The organism is Streptomyces sp. CB01881, from assembly GCF_002953255.1.
Classification (GTDB): domain Bacteria; phylum Actinomycetota; class Actinomycetes; order Streptomycetales; family Streptomycetaceae; genus Kitasatospora.
The window spans coordinates 173,592-189,461 of sequence record NZ_CP026498.1; the positions used below are offsets into that span (position 1 = coordinate 173,592).

General features: G+C 73.7%; 17 protein-coding genes. 8 read left to right on the forward strand and 9 right to left on the reverse strand.

The genetic code is table 11. The annotated features are described in order from the left end of the window. Window positions 1–14: 14 nt before the first annotated feature. The gene (locus C2142_RS00820; RefSeq protein ID WP_206670879.1) at window positions 15–3,653 is read right to left on the reverse strand and encodes a hydantoinase B/oxoprolinase family protein; all 3,639 of its coding nucleotides are present in this window, start codon (window positions 3,651–3,653) and stop codon (window positions 15–17) included. A gap of 111 nt (window positions 3,654–3,764) precedes the next feature. Between C2142_RS00820 and C2142_RS00825 the strand changes: the two genes are divergently transcribed. Next, window positions 3,765–4,904: a hypothetical protein gene (locus tag C2142_RS00825; protein WP_277347316.1), complete on the forward strand. Its 1,140-nt coding sequence runs from the start codon at window positions 3,765–3,767 to the stop codon at window positions 4,902–4,904. Window positions 4,905–4,938: 34 nt separating this feature from the next. Here the strand turns inward: C2142_RS00825 and C2142_RS00830 are convergent, their stop codons facing one another. Both C2142_RS00830 and C2142_RS00835 read right to left on the reverse strand, forming a co-directional pair. Further along, a complete protein-coding gene (locus tag C2142_RS00830) occupies window positions 4,939–5,562 on the reverse strand; it encodes a hypothetical protein (RefSeq protein ID WP_148640588.1) in 624 nt (207 codons plus the stop codon). Beyond that, window positions 5,559–5,714: a hypothetical protein gene (locus C2142_RS00835; protein WP_153882741.1), complete on the reverse strand. Its 156-nt coding sequence runs from the start codon at window positions 5,712–5,714 to the stop codon at window positions 5,559–5,561. Before C2142_RS00835 ends, C2142_RS00830 begins: the two co-directional genes overlap by 4 nt. 229 nt (window positions 5,715–5,943) lie before the next feature. Here C2142_RS00835 and C2142_RS00840 point away from each other — a divergent pair, with 229 nt between their 5' ends. The 4 genes from C2142_RS00840 (at window position 5,944) to C2142_RS00855 (ending at window position 8,858) form a co-directional block, all read left to right on the forward strand. Then, a complete protein-coding gene (locus C2142_RS00840) occupies window positions 5,944–6,225 on the forward strand; it encodes a dsRBD fold-containing protein (protein WP_148640589.1) in 282 nt (93 codons plus the stop codon). Window positions 6,226–6,398: 173 nt separating this feature from the next. Further along, window positions 6,399–7,280, forward strand: a complete 882-nt coding sequence (locus C2142_RS00845; RefSeq protein WP_148640590.1) for a universal stress protein — start codon at window positions 6,399–6,401, stop codon at window positions 7,278–7,280. A 293-nt stretch (window positions 7,281–7,573) separates the two neighbouring features. After that, complete coding sequence (locus C2142_RS00850; RefSeq protein WP_148640591.1) at window positions 7,574–8,257, forward strand: DUF4389 domain-containing protein; 684 nt, start codon at window positions 7,574–7,576, stop codon at window positions 8,255–8,257. A gap of 247 nt (window positions 8,258–8,504) precedes the next feature. After that, window positions 8,505–8,858 (forward strand): putative PEP-binding protein, encoded by a 354-nt coding sequence (locus C2142_RS00855; protein ID WP_148640592.1) that lies wholly within the window; start codon window positions 8,505–8,507, stop codon window positions 8,856–8,858. A gap of 213 nt (window positions 8,859–9,071) precedes the next feature. Here C2142_RS00855 and C2142_RS00860 read toward each other — a convergent pair whose 3' ends face one another. From C2142_RS00860 to C2142_RS00875, 4 genes are all read right to left on the reverse strand, one after another. After that, window positions 9,072–9,452, reverse strand: a complete 381-nt coding sequence (locus C2142_RS00860) for a metalloregulator ArsR/SmtB family transcription factor (protein WP_148640593.1) — start codon at window positions 9,450–9,452, stop codon at window positions 9,072–9,074. Window positions 9,453–9,531: 79 nt separating this feature from the next. After that, a complete protein-coding gene (locus tag C2142_RS00865; protein ID WP_148640594.1) occupies window positions 9,532–11,244 on the reverse strand; it encodes a SulP family inorganic anion transporter in 1,713 nt (570 codons plus the stop codon). After that, window positions 11,241–11,588, reverse strand: coding sequence for a metalloregulator ArsR/SmtB family transcription factor (locus tag C2142_RS00870; RefSeq protein WP_148640595.1), 348 nt, complete (start codon window positions 11,586–11,588; stop codon window positions 11,241–11,243). Before C2142_RS00870 ends, C2142_RS00865 begins: the two co-directional genes overlap by 4 nt. Window positions 11,589–11,591: 3 nt before the next feature. Continuing rightward, window positions 11,592–11,783, reverse strand: a complete 192-nt coding sequence (locus tag C2142_RS00875; protein WP_148640596.1) for a hypothetical protein — start codon at window positions 11,781–11,783, stop codon at window positions 11,592–11,594. A gap of 275 nt (window positions 11,784–12,058) precedes the next feature. Between C2142_RS00875 and C2142_RS00880 the strand changes: the two genes are divergently transcribed. Both C2142_RS00880 and C2142_RS00885 read left to right on the forward strand, forming a co-directional pair. Further along, window positions 12,059–12,553 carry a MarR family transcriptional regulator gene (locus tag C2142_RS00880; protein ID WP_148640597.1) on the forward strand — a complete coding sequence of 165 codons (495 nt, stop codon included), beginning with the start codon at window positions 12,059–12,061 and terminating at the stop codon, window positions 12,551–12,553. Continuing rightward, on the forward strand, window positions 12,550–12,993 hold the full coding sequence (locus tag C2142_RS00885; protein ID WP_148640598.1) for a MarR family transcriptional regulator: 444 nt from the start codon (window positions 12,550–12,552) through the stop codon (window positions 12,991–12,993). Before C2142_RS00880 ends, C2142_RS00885 begins: the two co-directional genes overlap by 4 nt. Window positions 12,994–13,076: 83 nt before the next feature. Here C2142_RS00885 and C2142_RS00890 read toward each other — a convergent pair whose 3' ends face one another. Further along, a complete protein-coding gene (locus C2142_RS00890; protein ID WP_148640599.1) occupies window positions 13,077–13,685 on the reverse strand; it encodes a GNAT family N-acetyltransferase in 609 nt (202 codons plus the stop codon). Window positions 13,686–13,694: 9 nt separating this feature from the next. After that, complete coding sequence (locus C2142_RS00895; protein ID WP_148640600.1) at window positions 13,695–14,600, reverse strand: LysR family transcriptional regulator; 906 nt, start codon at window positions 14,598–14,600, stop codon at window positions 13,695–13,697. 258 nt (window positions 14,601–14,858) lie between these two features. Here C2142_RS00895 and C2142_RS00900 point away from each other — a divergent pair, with 258 nt between their 5' ends. Then, window positions 14,859–15,869 (forward strand): NAD-dependent epimerase/dehydratase family protein, encoded by a 1,011-nt coding sequence (locus C2142_RS00900; protein WP_148642097.1) that lies wholly within the window; start codon window positions 14,859–14,861, stop codon window positions 15,867–15,869. The last annotated feature ends 1 nt before the right edge of the window (window position 15,870 follow it).

Here is a 15,870-nt window from a genome sequence, read left to right on the forward strand (position 1 = left end):
GCAGAGCCCCCCGGTCAGGGCGGGCCCGGCGGCGCCTCCGGACGGCCGTAGCCACCACCCCCCGGAGTCTCGACCACCAGGACGTCCTCCGGCGCGACAGTGGTCGAGTCGCATCCCGACAACGGTTGCACGGACCCGTCCGAACGCTCGACGCGGTTGGCGCCGAGCGCTCCGGGCCCGCCGCCCGCCAGGCCGTACGGGGGCACCCTGCGGTGACCGGACAGCAGGTTCACCGTCATCGGCTCGCGGAACCTGATCCGCCGGACCGCCCCGTCGCCACCGCGCCACCGCCCGGCGCCGCCGCTGCCGGCCCGGACGGCGAACTCCTCCAGAAGAACGGGCAGGCGCCACTCCAGCACCTCGGGATCGGTGAGCCGGGAGTTCGTCATGTGGGTCTGCACGACGGAGGCGCCGTCGAACCCGTCGCCTGCGCCGGCGCCCGAACCGAGAGTTTCGTAGTACTGGTGCTGCGGGCTGCCGAAGCTGACGTTGTTCATCGTTCCGGAACCCTCGGCCTGAACCCCGAGGGCCGCGTACAGTGCGCCGACGACGGCCTGCGAGGTCTCGACGTTGCCGGCCACGACCGCGGCGGGGTAGCCCGGGGCCAGCATCGAGCCGGGCGGCACGACGATGCGCAACGGTCGCAGGCAGCCGTCGTTGAGCGGGATGTCGTCGGCCACGAGGGTGCGGAAGACGTAGAGCACAGCCGCGGTGACGACCGACGCGGGGGCGTTGAGGTTGGAGCCGAGCTCGGCCGAGCTGCCGGTGAAGTCGACGACCGCGGACCGGTGCCGGTGGTCGACCGTGACCCGGGCGGCGATCTGCGCCCCGGAGTCGGTCTCGTACCGGTGGACGCCGTCGTGGAGCCGGTCGATCACCCGGCGGACGGCCTCCTCGGCGTTGTCCTGGACGTGCCGCATGTACGCCTGCACCACGTCGAGGCCGAAGTGCCCGATCATCGTGGTGATCTCCTCGACACCCTTGCGGTTGGCCGCGACCTGGGCCCGCAGGTCCGCCAGGTTGGTCTCCGGGTTCCGCGAGGGATACGTCGCCTCCCGCAGCAGCCGCAGGGTCTCGGCCTCCCGCAGCCGCCCGCCCTCGACCAGCAGCCAGTTGTCGAACAGCACCCCCTCCTCCTCGATCCGGCGGCTGGCGGCCGGCATCGAGCCGGGGGTGAGGCCGCCGATCTCGGCGTGGTGCCCGCGCGAGGCGACGAAGAACAGGATCCCGGTTGCGGCGGCGTCGAAGACCGGCGTGACCACGGTGACGTCCGGCAGGTGCGTCCCTCCGTGGTAGGGGTCGTTGACGGCATAGGTTTCGCCGGCCCGCATCGAGCCGCCGCGGCGCCGGATCACCTCCCGGACGGTGGCGCCCATCGACCCCAGGTGGACCGGGATGTGCGGGGCGTTGGCGACCAGGTTCCCCTCGGGGTCGAACAGGGCGCAGGAGAAGTCCAGCCGTTCCTTGATGTTGACGGACTGCGCGGTCGATTCGAGTCGCACACCCATCTGCTGGGCGACGGACATGAAGAGGTTGTTGAAGACCTCCAGCAGGACCGGATCCGCCTCGGTGCCGACCTCCGCACGGGGCACCGCGGCGACCCTCTCCAGCAGCAGGTGACCGGGCTCGCCGACGACCATCCGCCAGCCGTCGTCGACCACGGTCGTGGCACCGGACTCGGCGACGATCGCGGGCCCCGCCACCTCCTGCCCCCGGGCCAGCAGTTCACGCCGGTACAACCCGACCGTACGCCACCGCCCGTCGGCGTACATGGGGACCTCCTCGGGCTCGCACGGCACTCCACCGCCGGTGGCGCCGAGCGCACCGAGATCGGGCTGCTCGGTCAGACCGGTGGCCTCCACGGACAGCGCCTCCACCACAATCGGGCGGTCCATCAGGAACGAGTAGAGGGCACGGTGACGATCCTCGAAGGCCGCGGCCATGGCGGACGCGTCGGCCAACTCCACCGGGATCGCGGTGTCCGTCCCGTCGTAGCGCAGCCGGGCCCGCCGGACGATCCGGATGCGCTCCGCCGCCACGTCCTCGGCCATCAGTTCGGTCCGGGCGGCCGCGGCGAGCGTCTCGGCGACCTCGGCGATCCGGTCCGTCGCCTGCGGCCCCAGTGGGACCTCGACGGACTGCTCGCGCATCACCGTGGTGTCCGCCAGCCCGATGCCGAGTGCGGAGAGCAGCCCGGCCATCGGCGGCACCAGGACCGTGCGGATGCCGAGGGCGTCGGCGACCGCGCAGGCGTGCTGGCCGCCCGCGCCGCCGAAGGTGGTCAGCGCGTAACGGGTGACGTCGTGGCCCTGCTGGATCGACACCCGCTTCACGGCGTTGGCGATGTTCTCCACGGCGATGCGCAGGAAGCCCTCGGCGACCTGCTCCGGACCGCGGTCGTCACCGGTGCGGGCGGTGATCTCCCCGGCGAGCGCGGTGAACGCCCCGCACACCGCGGACCGGTCCAGGCCCTGGTCCCCCTCGGGCCCGAACACCCTCGGGAAACGGCCGGGCTGGATGCGGCCCAGCATCAGGTTGGCGTCCGTCACCGTCAGCGGACCACCGGCCCGGTAGGACAGTGGCCCGGGTTCGGCCCCGGCCGAGTCCGGGCCGACGCGGTACCGGCTCCCGTCGAAGTGCAGCACCGAGCCTCCACCGGCGGCGACGGTGTGGATCGCCAGCATCGGCGCCCGCAGGCGGACCCCGGCCACCTGGGTGCTGGAGACCCGCTCGTACGTGCCCGCATAGTGGGAGACGTCGGTCGAGGTGCCGCCCATGTCGAACCCGATCACGCTCCGGTATCCGGCCAGTTCGGACATCCGGACCATGCCGACGATGCCGCCGGCCGGCCCCGAGAGGACCGCGTCCTTGCCCCGGAAGTGCCCGGCCTCCGCCAGGCCGCCGTTGGACTGCATGAACAGCAGCCGCACGCCTCGCAGTTCGGCCTCCACCTCGTCGATGTAGCGGCGCAGCACGGGCGTCAGGTAGGCGTCCACGACGGTGGTGTCCCCGCGTGGGACCAGTCGCATCAGCGGGCTGACCTCGCTGGAGAGCGACACATGGCGGAAGCCGACGCCGCGGGCGACCGCGCCGACCGACCGCTCGTGCTCGGGGTGGAGGTAGCTGTGCAGACAGACCACCGCGACCGAGCGGATGCCGTCCTCGTGGGCCGACCGCAAGCGGACGGCGAGTCCTTCGAGGTCGGGCGGGCGCAGCACCGTGCCGTCCGCGGTGATCCGTTCGTCCACCTCGACGACCCGCTCGTACAGCGGCTCGGGCAGGACGATCTCGCGGGCGAAGATGTCCGGCCGGTTCTGGTAGCCGATCCGCAACGCGTCACCGAACCCACGGGTGACCACCAGCGCGGTCCGCTCGCCGGCACGTTCCAGCAGCGCGTTGGTCGCGACGGTGGTACCCATCCGGACGGTCTCGACGCCGGCCTCCGCGAGGGACTGCCCGGGGGCCGCGCCGAGCAGGTGACGGATGCCTGCCACGGCCGCGTCCCGGTACCGGCGGTCCACCGACAGCAGCTTGTGCGTGACCAGGGCGCCGTCCGGGCGCAGGGCGACGACATCGGTGAACGTCCCCCCGCGGTCCACCCAGAACTGCCAGCCACGTCGGGCCACGGCCACCTCCGGATCGGGGTCGGGCATCGGGCCCCCGGTTCGAGTATCCGCGGCGGTCGGAAGGTCCCGCAAAGGCGGATACTGGGGGGGCTGGTCCTGTCGGTGGAACGGACGACGAGGTCGACGATGGCGGCCGTGATGCTGGGTCTGCTCCGTGAAGGGCTTCCTGGCGAAGCCCGGGTGGCTCTCGTCCCACGGTCGGTCCACGAGGTCGCCGACCTGGGTCTGACGGTGGTGGCGGAGGCCGGCGCCGGCGCCGCCGCCGGATTCCCGGACGCGGCCTACCGGGCGGCCGGTGCACGGGTCGTCCGTACGCGCGAGGCCGCCTCGGCGGACCTCGTGGTCTCGGTCCGCCGACCGACGGTGGACACCCTCGGGCCGCTCCGCCATGGACGGATCCTCGTCGGCCTCCTCCGGCCCATGGACGCCCCCTTCGTCATCCGGCGCTGGGCGGACGAGGGGGCGACCCTGATCAGCCTGGACCAGCTTCCCGCGGCCGCCGCGTCGGCGAGTCCGCTGGATGCGGCGTCGGCTCAGGCCGGCATCGCCGGGTACAAGGCGGTGGTAGTGGCCGCCGACAGGCTCGGCCGGGAGCTGGCAGACCACTTCACCGGGCCTGCTCAGGTGCTGGTCCTCGGTGGTGGCCCGGCCGGCGTCCGGGCGGTCGAGACGGCGCGGTCGCTCGGCGCGGCCGTCTACGCCCAGGGCGGCGACGCACGGGCCCGGGCCGCGCTCACCGCGGCCGGGGCGCAGCTCGTGAAGGCCCGGGAACGGCTGGACGCCCGGGCACAGCTCGTGGACGCCGGTGGGCGACCCGGGGACGCCGGTGGCCCGGGCCGCTCCTGGGTGTTCCCCGCCCTGCCGCCGGTGGATGTCGTGATCAGCACCTCCGAGCCCGTCGACGCGGACCGGCCCGCCCTGATCGGCGACGACGCCCTCCGGACGCTGCGCCCCGGTTCAGTCGTGGTGGATCTGGCCTGCGGGCCGTACGGTCGGACCATCGCAGCGGCCGAGCCCGGCATCGAACGGGTGACCGGCAACGGCGTCATCGTGATCGGCGCCGGCGACCTCGCCGCCCGGGTTCCGGTGACGGCCTCGGCAGCCTTCTCCGACAGTGTCACGGCCCTGCTGTCCCACCTCGTCCACGAGGGTGTGCCGGTCGTCGACCTCGCCGAGCCGGCCCTCGCGGAGCTGGTCGTGAGCCACGCCGGCACCATCCGTCACGAGGGCGTGCTGCGCCGGCTCGCAGCCATGACCGCCGCAGCCGGACTCCCGTAGTCGACCGGACGCTCCCCGGAGGGCCGGCCGGGGGTCAGCACCGTCCGGCGAACAGCGCCGCGTACCGAGCGGCCGACGCCGCGTGGGTCGCGCACCGGGCGAAGCAGCAGGCCAGCAGGACCGTGTCGACGGTGTCCGTCCGGTCGGTGGCCGCGCCGTCGAGCAGCCGCTCGTACAGCAGCCGCTGGCGCTGGGCGACGCCGTTGAGGCCTTCGTGCAGGTCCGCGACGATCTCGGCCGATGGCCCCCGGAGTGCCCCCGCCGCCCCTGCCACCATGGCGAGCGCGAGATCGCCGAGCCCCAGGAGCGGCGTCCGCAGACCCTCCGGCAGCGGTCCCCTGGCGCGCCGCGCCGAGGCGATCTCGCCGATCTGCCCGGCAAGTTCGGCCAGCTGCTGCAGGTCGCCACCGATGTGGACCGCGGCCACGACCTCACCGGTGCCCGGCAGGGCCCCCACGGGAACCCCGAGGAGACTCGAAGCGTCCTCCTCCAGCGCCTCGCGCAGCGCCCTGAGCTCTCGCTCGACGGTCTCCAGCTGCGCACCGACCTCGACGGCGGCCGGGCCGAGCGCCGCTTCCGACGCCCGTCGCAGGGCGTCCTCCACCAGGTCGGCCTGGTCCGCCAGCCGCTGGCTCGGGCCTGGGAACGCATTGGTCATCCGACGGCTCCCGTCCCGACCGCCCAGCGGCCGTCGTCCGCGACGATCGCGCTCTCCGTGGTGGCCCCGCCGTCGACGGCGAACGCGCTGCCGGTGGGTCCGGCGGCGTTCACGGCGACGGCCATCGCGACCCGGCCCCTCGGACGTCCCATGGCGCACTCCGTGCGTTCGATCCGCCGCACCGGTCGGGCGCGGTGTCCTTCCAGCCTGCATCGCACCGTGCGGTGCGGCGCGCCGGGGCGGATGTCCGCCGCTGACGTCGGCCGAGGCTCTCCCCGTGCCGGTGCACTCCGCTCGGCCCACCATGGAAGTGCGGGAGGCGGCCGGCAGGCCAACCAACCGGTGGGCCGAAGCCGCCTCCGTCGGTGAGGAGGACCGCCCATGAACGAGAGCGCCGCATCAGGCCCCGTCCGTACCAGGCGCTGGGCACTGCGACTGGACCTCTTCGAGGAGGGTGACGTCACCAAGGTCCACGCCGTGCTGGACACGGGCGACAACACGCTGGAGAGCCGCACCGAGGCCCACCGCAACCCGCACGACCCGCCCGTACCGGAGATCGGCGACGAGTACGCGGCCGGGCGCGCCCTGGTCGAGCTCGGGCACATGCTGCTCCGGGCCGGGATGACGGACGCGACCGCGAACGACAGGTCCGGCCCCGCCTGACATCAAGGGACCCGTCTGACGTCAAGGGGATCGTGGTGCACCTCCTCGGCATCCGGCCCGGCCGGCCGTTCCGGCGGGCGCCGGGCCCCGGCGGGGCGGTCACCGGGCTCGACCGCCTGCGGGGCTGACCGGTCACCGCACCGGGAATCCCCGCCCCGACACCGGAGGTCGGCATGAACGGACCGATCGTGGTGGGCTTCGACGGCTCGCCCGAGAGCGTGGCCGCGACCGGCTGGGCCGCCCGTGAGGCGGTGCTCCGCGGGCGGCCGCTCGAACTCGTCGAGGCCTGGCCGTGGCGGAGGACCGACGTCCTCGGCACCGAGGATGCGATCGCCTGGAGTCGGCAGAGGTTGGCGGCCAAGGAGGAGGAGCTCCGGGCCGTGCTCGCCTCGGGCGCCCAAATCACCTCGACCCACGTCCCCGAGGAGCCGGCCGACGCCCTGGAGGCGGCCGGCCGGAACGCCGCCATGCTGGTTCTCGGCTCACGGGGGCTCGGCACACTCCGCGGCTACCTCGTCGGATCGGTCAGCCAGGAGGTGCTGCGGCGGGCAGCCTGCCCGGTGGTGCTGGTCCGGGCGGAGGAGGGCGGTCCCACGACGGGCGGTTCGGCGTCGGGCGGTTCGGCGGAGGGCGACGTCGTGCTCGGCCTCGATATCCGGCACGCCTGCGACGACGTCGTCGCCTTCGCCTTCGAGGCCGCCCGGCTGCGCTCGGCGCGGCTCCGGGCGGTGCACGCCTGGATGCCGCCCACCGGCAGCGAGTACATGGCCTTCGCCGCGATCGGCAGCATGGACGCGGAGCTGTCGGCCGCCGAGCAGCGTCAGTTCGCGGACACGCTGTCACCCTGGCGGTCGCGCTGTCCGCAGGTGACCGTGAACGCGGAACTCGTGCGCGGCCACGCCGCGGCCACCGTCGTCGAGGCCGCCGCCGGCGCGGGCCTCCTGGTGGTCGGCCGCCGTGTCCGTCGTGCGCCGATCGGTGCACACCTCGGGCCGGTGGCGCACGCCGCCATCCATCACGTGCAGTGCCCGGTCGCGGTCGTTCCGTACGACTGAAGCCGCACGAAGGCAGGGCCACCGCCAGAAGCCGTACGGAGGCACGGAGGACCGGTCGTGCCGGTCGCACGGCGGCCTTCGACGGCCGCACCGGCATCGCCGTCCCGTGCGCCACCGGGCCCGGCGCGAGTGCGCCCGCCGTTGGCGTCCCCCGTGTTCCCGGAGCAGGCTGGAGGGAGGAGCTTCTCCGCGCCTTGCAGGGATGCGCACCGCAGGACGGCCGGAACGGGTTCGCCCGGCCCGCCCGGGTGCGCGCGTTGCACGCATGTCCGCAAGGGTCAGGAGGCTGTGCCATGGCCACCCCCACCACCTACCGGCCGGTCCGGCTGACGGCAGCGCTGGATGCCCCGCTCTCGCGCTGGCTGTGGCTTGTGAAGTGGGTCCTGGTGATCCCCCACATCGTGGTGCTGGCCTTCCTCTGGATCGCCTTCGTTCTGGTGACGGTGGTCGCCTTCTTCGCGATCCTCTTCACCGAGCGCTACCCGCGTGCCCTGTTCGGCTTCAACCTCGGTGTCCTGCGCTGGAGCTGGCGGGTCTCCTACTACGCGTACGGCGCGCTGGGCACCGACCGCTACCCGCCGTTCAGCCTGCGTGCCGAGCCGGACTACCCGGCGCGGCTCGACATCACGTACCCCGAGCGGCTGTCCCGGGGACTGGTGCTGGTCAAGTGGTGGCTGCTCGCCATTCCGCACTACCTGGTGGTCGGCATCTTCACCGGCGGCTGGCGCGGGGGCTGGACCGAGACCGGGCTGATCGGTCTGCTGGTGCTGATCTCCGCCGTCGCCCTGGCGTTCACCGGCAGCTACCACCGCGACCTGTTCGACCTGGTCATCGGCCTCAACCGCTGGGTGTTCAGGGTCGCCGCCTACGCGTCCCTGATGACCGACGAGTACCCGCCCTTCCGACTCGACATGGGCGGCCCGGAGCCGGAAGGCCCCGGCATGGGCGGCCCCGAGCCGTACGGCGACCTGCCGTGAACGCCGGCCCGGGTCCACGCCTCGCGCAGAGGGTCCGGCCGGCCCCTTCTCGCTGACCGACCGGCCCGGGAGCCGGGGGGCGGAGGCTCCTGCCATCGACACCCGTCCGCGACGGAAGGTGGCGGGGACGGGGCCCTCCGCACGTCCGTCACGAGGACGCCCCGCCAGCGCGCTGGGAGGCAGTCATGCGCCGTGTCATCCGCTTCCGCGAGCTCCGTCGGAACCACGTCGGCCTGGTGGGTGGGTCATGGCGGAGATTCCGTCCGGCATCCTGTTCGCCGAGCAGTTCGCCGAACGGTTCGACGGCTTCTCGATCGGCAGCAACGACCTGACCCAGCTCACCCTCGGGGGCGACCGCGACTCCGGCCTGCTCGCCCATCTCTTCGACGAGCGGGATCCCGCTGTCACCCTCAGCATCGAGAGCCTGATCGCCGCCGCCCACGCTGCCGACCGCCACGTCGGGCTGTGCGGCCAACGCCCCAGTAACGACCCGGACTTCACCCGTTTCCTGGTGGGAGCCGGGATCGGCTCGATCTCCGTCACACCGGACGGTTTCGCCGCCGTGAAGCACTCCCTGGCTGCGGCTGAACAGGCCGGCTGAGCAGCCGACGGTGGATCCGCGACACCTGTTCGCCTGCCGAGCACCTGGCGGGTGCCTGCCGGAGAGGGCGCTTCCGGTCAGGGAAGTGCCACGTGGCGGTGGTGCCCCCGCCCGGGCGTGGCGCCAGGGTGACCGTGCCGCCGTGGGCGCCGACACTGCGCCCCGGACTCCGACCCGGTCACCGTCCTCGCCTCACCGGCCGGGCGCCGCGAATCAGTCGCGGGGCGTGGAGTCGCTGCCGGGGCGCAGGTCGTCGAGGAGTTCGGCGCGGTCGGTCAGCAGGGCGGTGAGGACGGAGCGGGCGACGGTGAGAAGCTCGGCGATGTCGGGGCTGGTGAGCCGGTAGACGACGGTGGTGCCCTCACGACGGGAGGTCACGATGCCGGTACGCCGCAGGATGGCGAGCTGCTGGGAGAGGTGGGCGGCCTCGACCCCGACCTCGGGGAGCAGTTCGGCAACGGCGTGCTCGCGCTCGCTGAGGAGTTCCAGGACGCGGATGCGCACGGGGTGGCCGAGGGTTTTGAAGAACTCCGCCTTGTGCTGGTAGAGCGGTACAGCGGTGACGGACGGCTGTCGCGGGGCGTCGGCGTTCAGGGGTTCACCACCCCCGTCGGTTGTCGGCTGGGCTGGGCATCATCGGTTGAGACTGTACCAACGCCGGTGAACCGCCCGGTCAGCGTGGGGTGAGGTGGCGCCGGGCGTAGCCGATCGCATCCGGGGTCGCGGCGAACACCCGGTGTTCGGCGTGCAGGGCGTCGAGGACGCCGAGCGCGTCCAGCGTCTTGAGGTGGTCCTCCCTCGCGCCGGAGACGAGGACGAGGATGCCGCGGCGCTCCAGCTTGGCGATGGCGTCTTTGAGGACGAGGGCGCCGGTGGCGTCGATCGCGCTGACCCGCGACAGGCGCAGGATGACCGCCTTGACGTCGGTGGTCTCGGCGAGCTGGAGGAGGAAGCGGTGGGCGCCCGCGAAGAAGACCGGGCCGTCGATGCGGTAGGCGACGATGTGCTCGGCGAGCAGCGCCTGCTCCTCGGCGTGGTGGTCGGCCGGGGGCAGGCCCTCATGCAGGCCCACCCTGGTGAGCGCGGCGGAACGGGCGACCTGGCGCAGCGCGAGGGCGCCGGCGACCAGCAGGCCGACGATGACGGCCGTGACCAGGTCGAAGGCCAGGGTGGCGGCGGCGGTCAGGGCCAGGATCGCGGCCTCGCCCCGGCCGCTGCGGGCCAGTGCGCGCAGCGAGGCGACCTCGACCATGCGGATGGCGGTGGCGATCAGGACCCCGGCAAGCGCGGCCAGCGGGATGCCCTCGACCAGTGGGGCGGCGGCGAACACCACGACGGCCAGGACGGCGGCGTGGACGAGGGCGGCGAGGCGGGAGGCGGCGCCGGAGCGGACGTTGACGGCGGTTCGGGCAATGGCGCCGGTCGCGGCGACGCCGCCGAACAGCGGGGCGACCAGGTTCGCCACCCCCTGGCCGAACAGCTCTCGATCGCTGTCGTGCCGTTCGCTGACGCTCATCGCGTCCGCCGCCGTCGCCGACATCAGCGACTCCAGCGCCGCCAGCGCGGCCACGGCCAGGGCGGCGGTCGCCAGGTGGGGTACGGCACCGAGGTGGAGAAAGCCGAGTGAGGGGGCGGGCAGCCCTGCGGGCAGGTGCCCGATCGTTGCCACGTCCGGATCGGCCCGGCCCGTGACCAGGGTGGCCGCGATCACCGCGATCAGGGAGAACGGGACACCCGGGCGCAGCCTGGCGCCGACCAGCATGATCAGAGCGACGCCGCCCGCGAGTGCGAGCGGGGCCAGGTGCGGCGTACCGGCGAAGTCGGCAACCGCGTCCCAGGCGGTGACCACGACGTTCTCCGCGCCCGACGCCTTCACGCCGAGCGCGGCCGGTACCTGCTGGAGGCCGATCACCCCGGCGATGCCCAGCGTGAAACCTTCCACCACCGGGGCCGGCACGTACGCCATGAAGCGGCCGGCACCGCCGAGCGCGGCGGCGATCAGCAGCACTCCGGCCATCAGTCCGACCGTCAGTACGCCTTCGGTGCCGTACTGGTGGACGATCGGGACCAGGACCACCGTCATCGCTCCGGTCGGCCCGCTGACCTGGAGGTTGGAACCGCCGAAGAACGCGGCGAGCGCACCGGCCACCACTGCGGTCGCCAGTCCGGCCTCGGCCCCCGCGCCCGAGGCGACACCGAAGCCGAGCGCCAGTGGCAGCGCGACGATCGCGACCGTCAGCCCCGCCAGCAGGTCCTTGCGCGGCGAGCGGCCCATCGTCGCCAGCCCCGCCCGGTCCGGCAGCACCGCGCGCAGCCGCGCGTCCGCCCGCCGGGCGGACGTCGTGAAGGCGGAAGAGCTCGTGAGGTCCGTGGTAGCCCGACTCATGCCCGGCGTGCCTGCCGTCCGGGCTCGCGGAGTTCGGCGAGCAGGGTCCCCTGGTCGGCGATCAGCTCGGTGAGGATCCGCCGGGCCGCGCGCAGCAGTTCGGCCACGTCCGGGGTACTCAGCGCGTACATCACGGTGTTGCCCTCCCGGGTGGCCGTGACCAGCTGGGTGCGGCGCAGCACCGCGAGCTGCTGGGAGAGGTTGGACGGCTCGACCTCGATCGCGGCCAGCAGCTCGTGCACCGGCCGCGGCCCGTCCTGCAACAGCTCCAGGACCCTGATCCGCACCGGGTGGCCGAGCGTGCGGAAGAACTCCGCCTTGGCCTGGTACAGCGGCACCGCCATCGCTCAGTCCTCTTCCTCTTCGTCCGCCGCGCGGTCCAGCACGATGCCGTGGTGGGCGGCGATGCGCAGCAACTGTGTGATTCGCCCCCCGTATGCCTGCACGCCGTCCTCGTCGCCGGCTTCTCGTGCCCGGGCACGCAGCACCCGGGCCTCGGCGAGCTGCGCGCGCAGCTCCTCGTCGAACACGTCGCTCATCGTTGCCCTCCCATGGCCGGGCGCCGGGGCATCCGACCGCACTGGACTCTCAGTACAAGGATGCAGCATCTATGAATGTGAAGAATTCTTCAACTTACGTTCAAGGCAAGTCGCGGCCCGCGGGGCGGCGGGGCAGCCTCCGGGCGTCAGTACCGGACCGCGGCACGGCCCGGCCCGGCGTGCACCCGGCTGGAGCAGGCCCTGACGCCGCCTTCGGCACGGCGAGGGCTCGCAAGTAGTAGCCATGGACATAGTAGCCATGTACGCTATTTGCCATGAGCAAGGGTTCCACGGGCGCGACGCCCGGCTTCCTGGTGTGGCGGCTCGCCAACAAGTGGCGGGTCGCGGTCGATCGCGCGGTGGCCCCGCTCGGCCTCACCCACGCGCAGTACTCGGTGGTCGCCTCGCTGTACGGCATGCAGCGGACCGGCGAGCGACCCAGTCAACGCCGGCTCGCCGACCACACCGGCCTGGAGGCGCTGTACGTCTCGAAGCTGGCGCGCGCCCTGGAGGCGGCCGGCCTGGTCGAGCGCACCCGCGACCCGCGCGACCCGCGCGCCGTGCAGCTCGCCCTCACCGAGCAGGGCCTGAGCGTCACGCGGCAGGCGATCGCGGTGGTCCAGGAACTGCATGCGCGGCTCCTGGAGCCGCTCGGGGGCGTCGACGCCCCGCGGACGCTCGCGTTCACCGACGAGCTGACGGCCCTGCTCGACGCACCCCTCGCCCCATCCCGGTCCAACGACGAGAGCAACCAGGGGAGAACACCATGACCAGCACCGCACCCGTCGCCGACGCCCGCGTCCTCGGCCTGGCCCACTACGCCGCCCGCGGCGTCCTGGAGCACGTCCTGGCCCGGCACGGCCTCACCTTTCAGCAGCAGGTCGCCCTGCGCGTCGCCGTCACCGCCGACGCCCCGCAGACGCCCGACCAGCTCGTCACGCAGATCGGGGCCTCCCTGAAGGCCGGTCCGGCCGACGTCCGCACCACTCTCGACGAGCTGCTGGCCGAGCGGCTGCTCGTCGAGGACGGCGCGCACCTTCGCGCCACGGAGGCAGGGCGCGAGCTGTTCGCCGCCGTCGGCGCAGCGACCGCCCCCGTCACCGCCCGCGTCTGGGGCGGGATCCCCGCCGAGGACCTGGCCGCTGCCGGCCGTGTCCTCGCCCTGGTCACCGAGCGCGCCGACGCGGAGCTCGCAAGGCTGACCGCATGACCCGATAACCGCACGGCCGGATGACCGCCTGACCGCACGGCCGGATGACCGCCCGGTTCTGCGGCGTCGTGCCCCGGGTGGCCTCAGCGGGCCGGGCGCCACATGGTGGTGACGACGTGGCCCGAGGCGGTGGTGAGCTCGTCGCGGGGGGTGAAGCCCATGCTGCGGTAGCGGCCGAGGTTGGCGGGGTTGGACGACTCCAGGTAGGCGGGGGCTCCGAGCTCGTCGATCCGGGCCAGGCTCTCGGCCAGCAGGCCCATGCCCAGCCCCTTGCCGCGGTGGTCGGCATGGGTGCCCAGCAGGGTGAGGTAGAAGCACGGCTCCTTCGGGGCGACCGAGTAGAGCTGGTCGTAGACGGCCAGGATCGCCCCGGCCGTCGCCTCGTCGGTGGTCCGGGTCAGCAGGTCCGCCAGGCCGCCCTCCTCCTCCTGGGTGAGCTCGCTGCCGCCCGGCGGGATCCAGACCGCGGCGGCCTCGACCTCCGGCGTCACCAGCAGCCACGGGTACCGCAGCGCCGAGGTCACGTAGAGCCGCCACATCGCGGCCGCCTGCTCGGCACGCCGCCCGACGTCGGGGAAGGCCGGGCCCCACAGCGGGTCGTGGAAGAACGCGCTGGTCAGCGTCGACACGACGGCGTCGATGTCCGCGGGGGTGGCCGTCCGCACCGGGACACGAGGACTGTGGGAGGTCATCCACCCACCCTACGCGGCGCCGCCCACGTGCTCCCGGAGCAGCGCGGCCAGGGCCTGCGCGTACGAGTTGGGGCGGCGGCGCCGGGCGAGGGCGACGCCGAAGTGGCGGGCGGGGCGCGGGGGCTGCACCGGGACCACCCGGGTGCCGGGCTGGGCCGGTTCGAGGGCGGCGTACGGCACGAGCGAGACCCCGACCCCGGCGGCGACCAGCGAGCGGGCGAAGAAGTAGTCGGTGGTGGAGCCGGCCACCAGGAGTTCGAAGCCGGCCAGTTCGGCGTGCCGGCGCAGGAAGGCCTCGGTCTTGAGGCAGCCCAGCACCCAGCGCTCCCCGGCGAGTTCGGCCAGGTCCAGGGCATCCCGGCCGGCCAGCGGGTGCCCGGCCGGGAGCACCACCGAGAGCGGGTCGTCCATCAACGGCGTCCAGTCGAGGCCCGAGCGGTCGCCGGGGACGACGGGCAGCGGGCCGTCGAAGTGGTAGGCGAGGGCGAGGTCGGCGGTGCCCTCGCGGACCATCGGCAGGCTGTCCTCGGGTTCCCGCTCCAGGATGCGCAGTTCCGCCTCCGGGTGGTCGGCCGCGAACCGGGCCAGGACGGCGGGCAGCAGGTGCCGGCCGCCGCTGGTGAAGGTGGCCAGGGTGAGCCTGGGCCGGGCCTGGCCCAGCCGGCCGATCTGTTCCCGGGCGTGCCGCAGTTCGGCGTCGATGGCGCCGGCCGCCTCCACCAGCAGACGGCCCGCCTCGGTGAGCCGCACCCCGCGGGTCGAGCGCTCCACCACCGGTGTGCCGAGACCCCGTTCGAGCGCCGCGATCTGCTGGGACACGGCGGACGGGGTGAGCAGCAGGGCGGCCGCCGCCCGGTTGAAGCTGCCGTGCTCGGCGACCTCCCGGAGCATGGCCAGCCGTCGGACGTCGATCATCGCGCTCCCCCTGGTCACCCTCATCAGCTCATCAACCGATCAGCCCTGCCGGCCCGGGTCGGCCCGGTCGGCCGGGTCGGCCAGGACGGCCGGGTCATCCGCGTCACTGCCAGGCCGGGCCATCCGCGTCTGCCCGGGTCGGCCCGGTCGACAGTTCTGCTGTTGACGCGTTCAGTGGATCGGTAGTTCTGCTGAGGACCATACGCCAGCAGAGTGGTGTCCGTGGGAAGCACCCAGCACAACCTGAGGGGACAGGACATGCGAAACGTCTGCGTCATCGGCGGGAGCCGGTACTTCGGCCTCCACCTGGTCACCCTGCTGCGGGAGTCCGGTGCCCGCGTCACCGTGGTCAACCGCGGCTCGGCCCCGCCGCCGCCCGGCGTCGAGCACGTCGTCGCCGACCGGTCGGACGAGGCCGCGCTGGCGACGGCGCTCGGCGGCCGCACCTTCGACGCGGTGATCGACCAGGTGCTGTACACCCCCGATCAGGCGGCGGTGGCCCGCCGGGTCTTCGGCGACCGCACCGGCCGGTACGTGATGACCTCCACGATGGAGGTGTACGACCCGGCGACCTCGCCGCTGGTGCGCACCGTGCCGGGCGTGCCGGTGCCGGAGACCGCCGTCGACCCGGCCGGCTGGCCGGTGGACCTCTCACTGCCGTGGCACGACCCGGCGGCGCTCGCCCGCCGCTTCGACGAGGCGACCCGCTACGCGGAGGGCAAGCGGCAGGCGGAGGCGGTGCTCGCCCAGGACCCGCCGTTCTCCTGGGCCAGTGTGCGCAGCGCGCACGTGCTGGGCGGGGGTGCGCGGGACTTCACCGGCCGGCTGGCGCACTACACGGAGCTGATCGCGGCCGGGCTGCCGGTCGTCGTGCACGGCGAGCCGCAGCCGACCTCCTTCGTCCACCACGAGGAGATCGCCGCCGCCCTGGTGCGGATGGCCGCCATGGAGGCGGTCGGCCCGGTGAACGCCTGCTCCGACGGGCCGCTCGACGTGGTGGCACTCTGCGAGCTGATCGCCGGCCGGCTCGGCACCACCCCCCGCTACCGCGTCGTGCCGGGCGGGGCCGACACGGAGGGCACGACCGGCACGGGGAGCGGGGAGCGCGCGGCCGGCGCGGACACCTCGCCGTTCTCCTTCGACCGCTGGTACCCGATGGACAACCGGCGGGCCGCCGGGCTCGGCCTGGACTTCACGCCGACGGCGCAGTGGCTGCCCGGTGCCGTGGCCGCCTCCGCCCTCACCCCGACCTCCGCAAAGGTGGCTTGAC

What these genes read in the sequence shown, in the direction of transcription:
- C2142_RS00820 (WP_206670879.1), bottom strand. Translation starts at nt 3,653, where the DNA reads ATGCCCGACCCCGATCCGGAGGTGGCCGTGGCCCGACGTGGCTGGCAG.
- C2142_RS00825 (WP_277347316.1), top strand. Translation starts at nt 3,765, where the DNA reads ATGCTGGGTCTGCTCCGTGAAGGGCTTCCTGGCGAAGCCCGGGTGGCT.
- C2142_RS00830 (WP_148640588.1), bottom strand. Translation starts at nt 5,562, where the DNA reads ATGACCAATGCGTTCCCAGGCCCGAGCCAGCGGCTGGCGGACCAGGCC.
- C2142_RS00835 (WP_153882741.1), bottom strand. Translation starts at nt 5,714, where the DNA reads ATGGGACGTCCGAGGGGCCGGGTCGCGATGGCCGTCGCCGTGAACGCC.
- C2142_RS00840 (WP_148640589.1), top strand. Translation starts at nt 5,944, where the DNA reads ATGAACGAGAGCGCCGCATCAGGCCCCGTCCGTACCAGGCGCTGGGCA.
- C2142_RS00845 (WP_148640590.1), top strand. Translation starts at nt 6,399, where the DNA reads ATGAACGGACCGATCGTGGTGGGCTTCGACGGCTCGCCCGAGAGCGTG.
- C2142_RS00850 (WP_148640591.1), top strand. Translation starts at nt 7,574, where the DNA reads ATGGCCACCCCCACCACCTACCGGCCGGTCCGGCTGACGGCAGCGCTG.
- C2142_RS00855 (WP_148640592.1), top strand. Translation starts at nt 8,505, where the DNA reads ATGGCGGAGATTCCGTCCGGCATCCTGTTCGCCGAGCAGTTCGCCGAA.
- C2142_RS00865 (WP_148640594.1), bottom strand. Translation starts at nt 11,244, where the DNA reads ATGAGTCGGGCTACCACGGACCTCACGAGCTCTTCCGCCTTCACGACG.
- C2142_RS00870 (WP_148640595.1), bottom strand. Translation starts at nt 11,588, where the DNA reads ATGGCGGTGCCGCTGTACCAGGCCAAGGCGGAGTTCTTCCGCACGCTC.
- C2142_RS00875 (WP_148640596.1), bottom strand. Translation starts at nt 11,783, where the DNA reads ATGAGCGACGTGTTCGACGAGGAGCTGCGCGCGCAGCTCGCCGAGGCC.
- C2142_RS00880 (WP_148640597.1), top strand. Translation starts at nt 12,059, where the DNA reads ATGAGCAAGGGTTCCACGGGCGCGACGCCCGGCTTCCTGGTGTGGCGG.
- C2142_RS00885 (WP_148640598.1), top strand. Translation starts at nt 12,550, where the DNA reads ATGACCAGCACCGCACCCGTCGCCGACGCCCGCGTCCTCGGCCTGGCC.
- C2142_RS00890 (WP_148640599.1), bottom strand. Translation starts at nt 13,685, where the DNA reads ATGACCTCCCACAGTCCTCGTGTCCCGGTGCGGACGGCCACCCCCGCG.
- C2142_RS00895 (WP_148640600.1), bottom strand. Translation starts at nt 14,600, where the DNA reads ATGATCGACGTCCGACGGCTGGCCATGCTCCGGGAGGTCGCCGAGCAC.
- C2142_RS00900 (WP_148642097.1), top strand. Translation starts at nt 14,859, where the DNA reads ATGCGAAACGTCTGCGTCATCGGCGGGAGCCGGTACTTCGGCCTCCAC.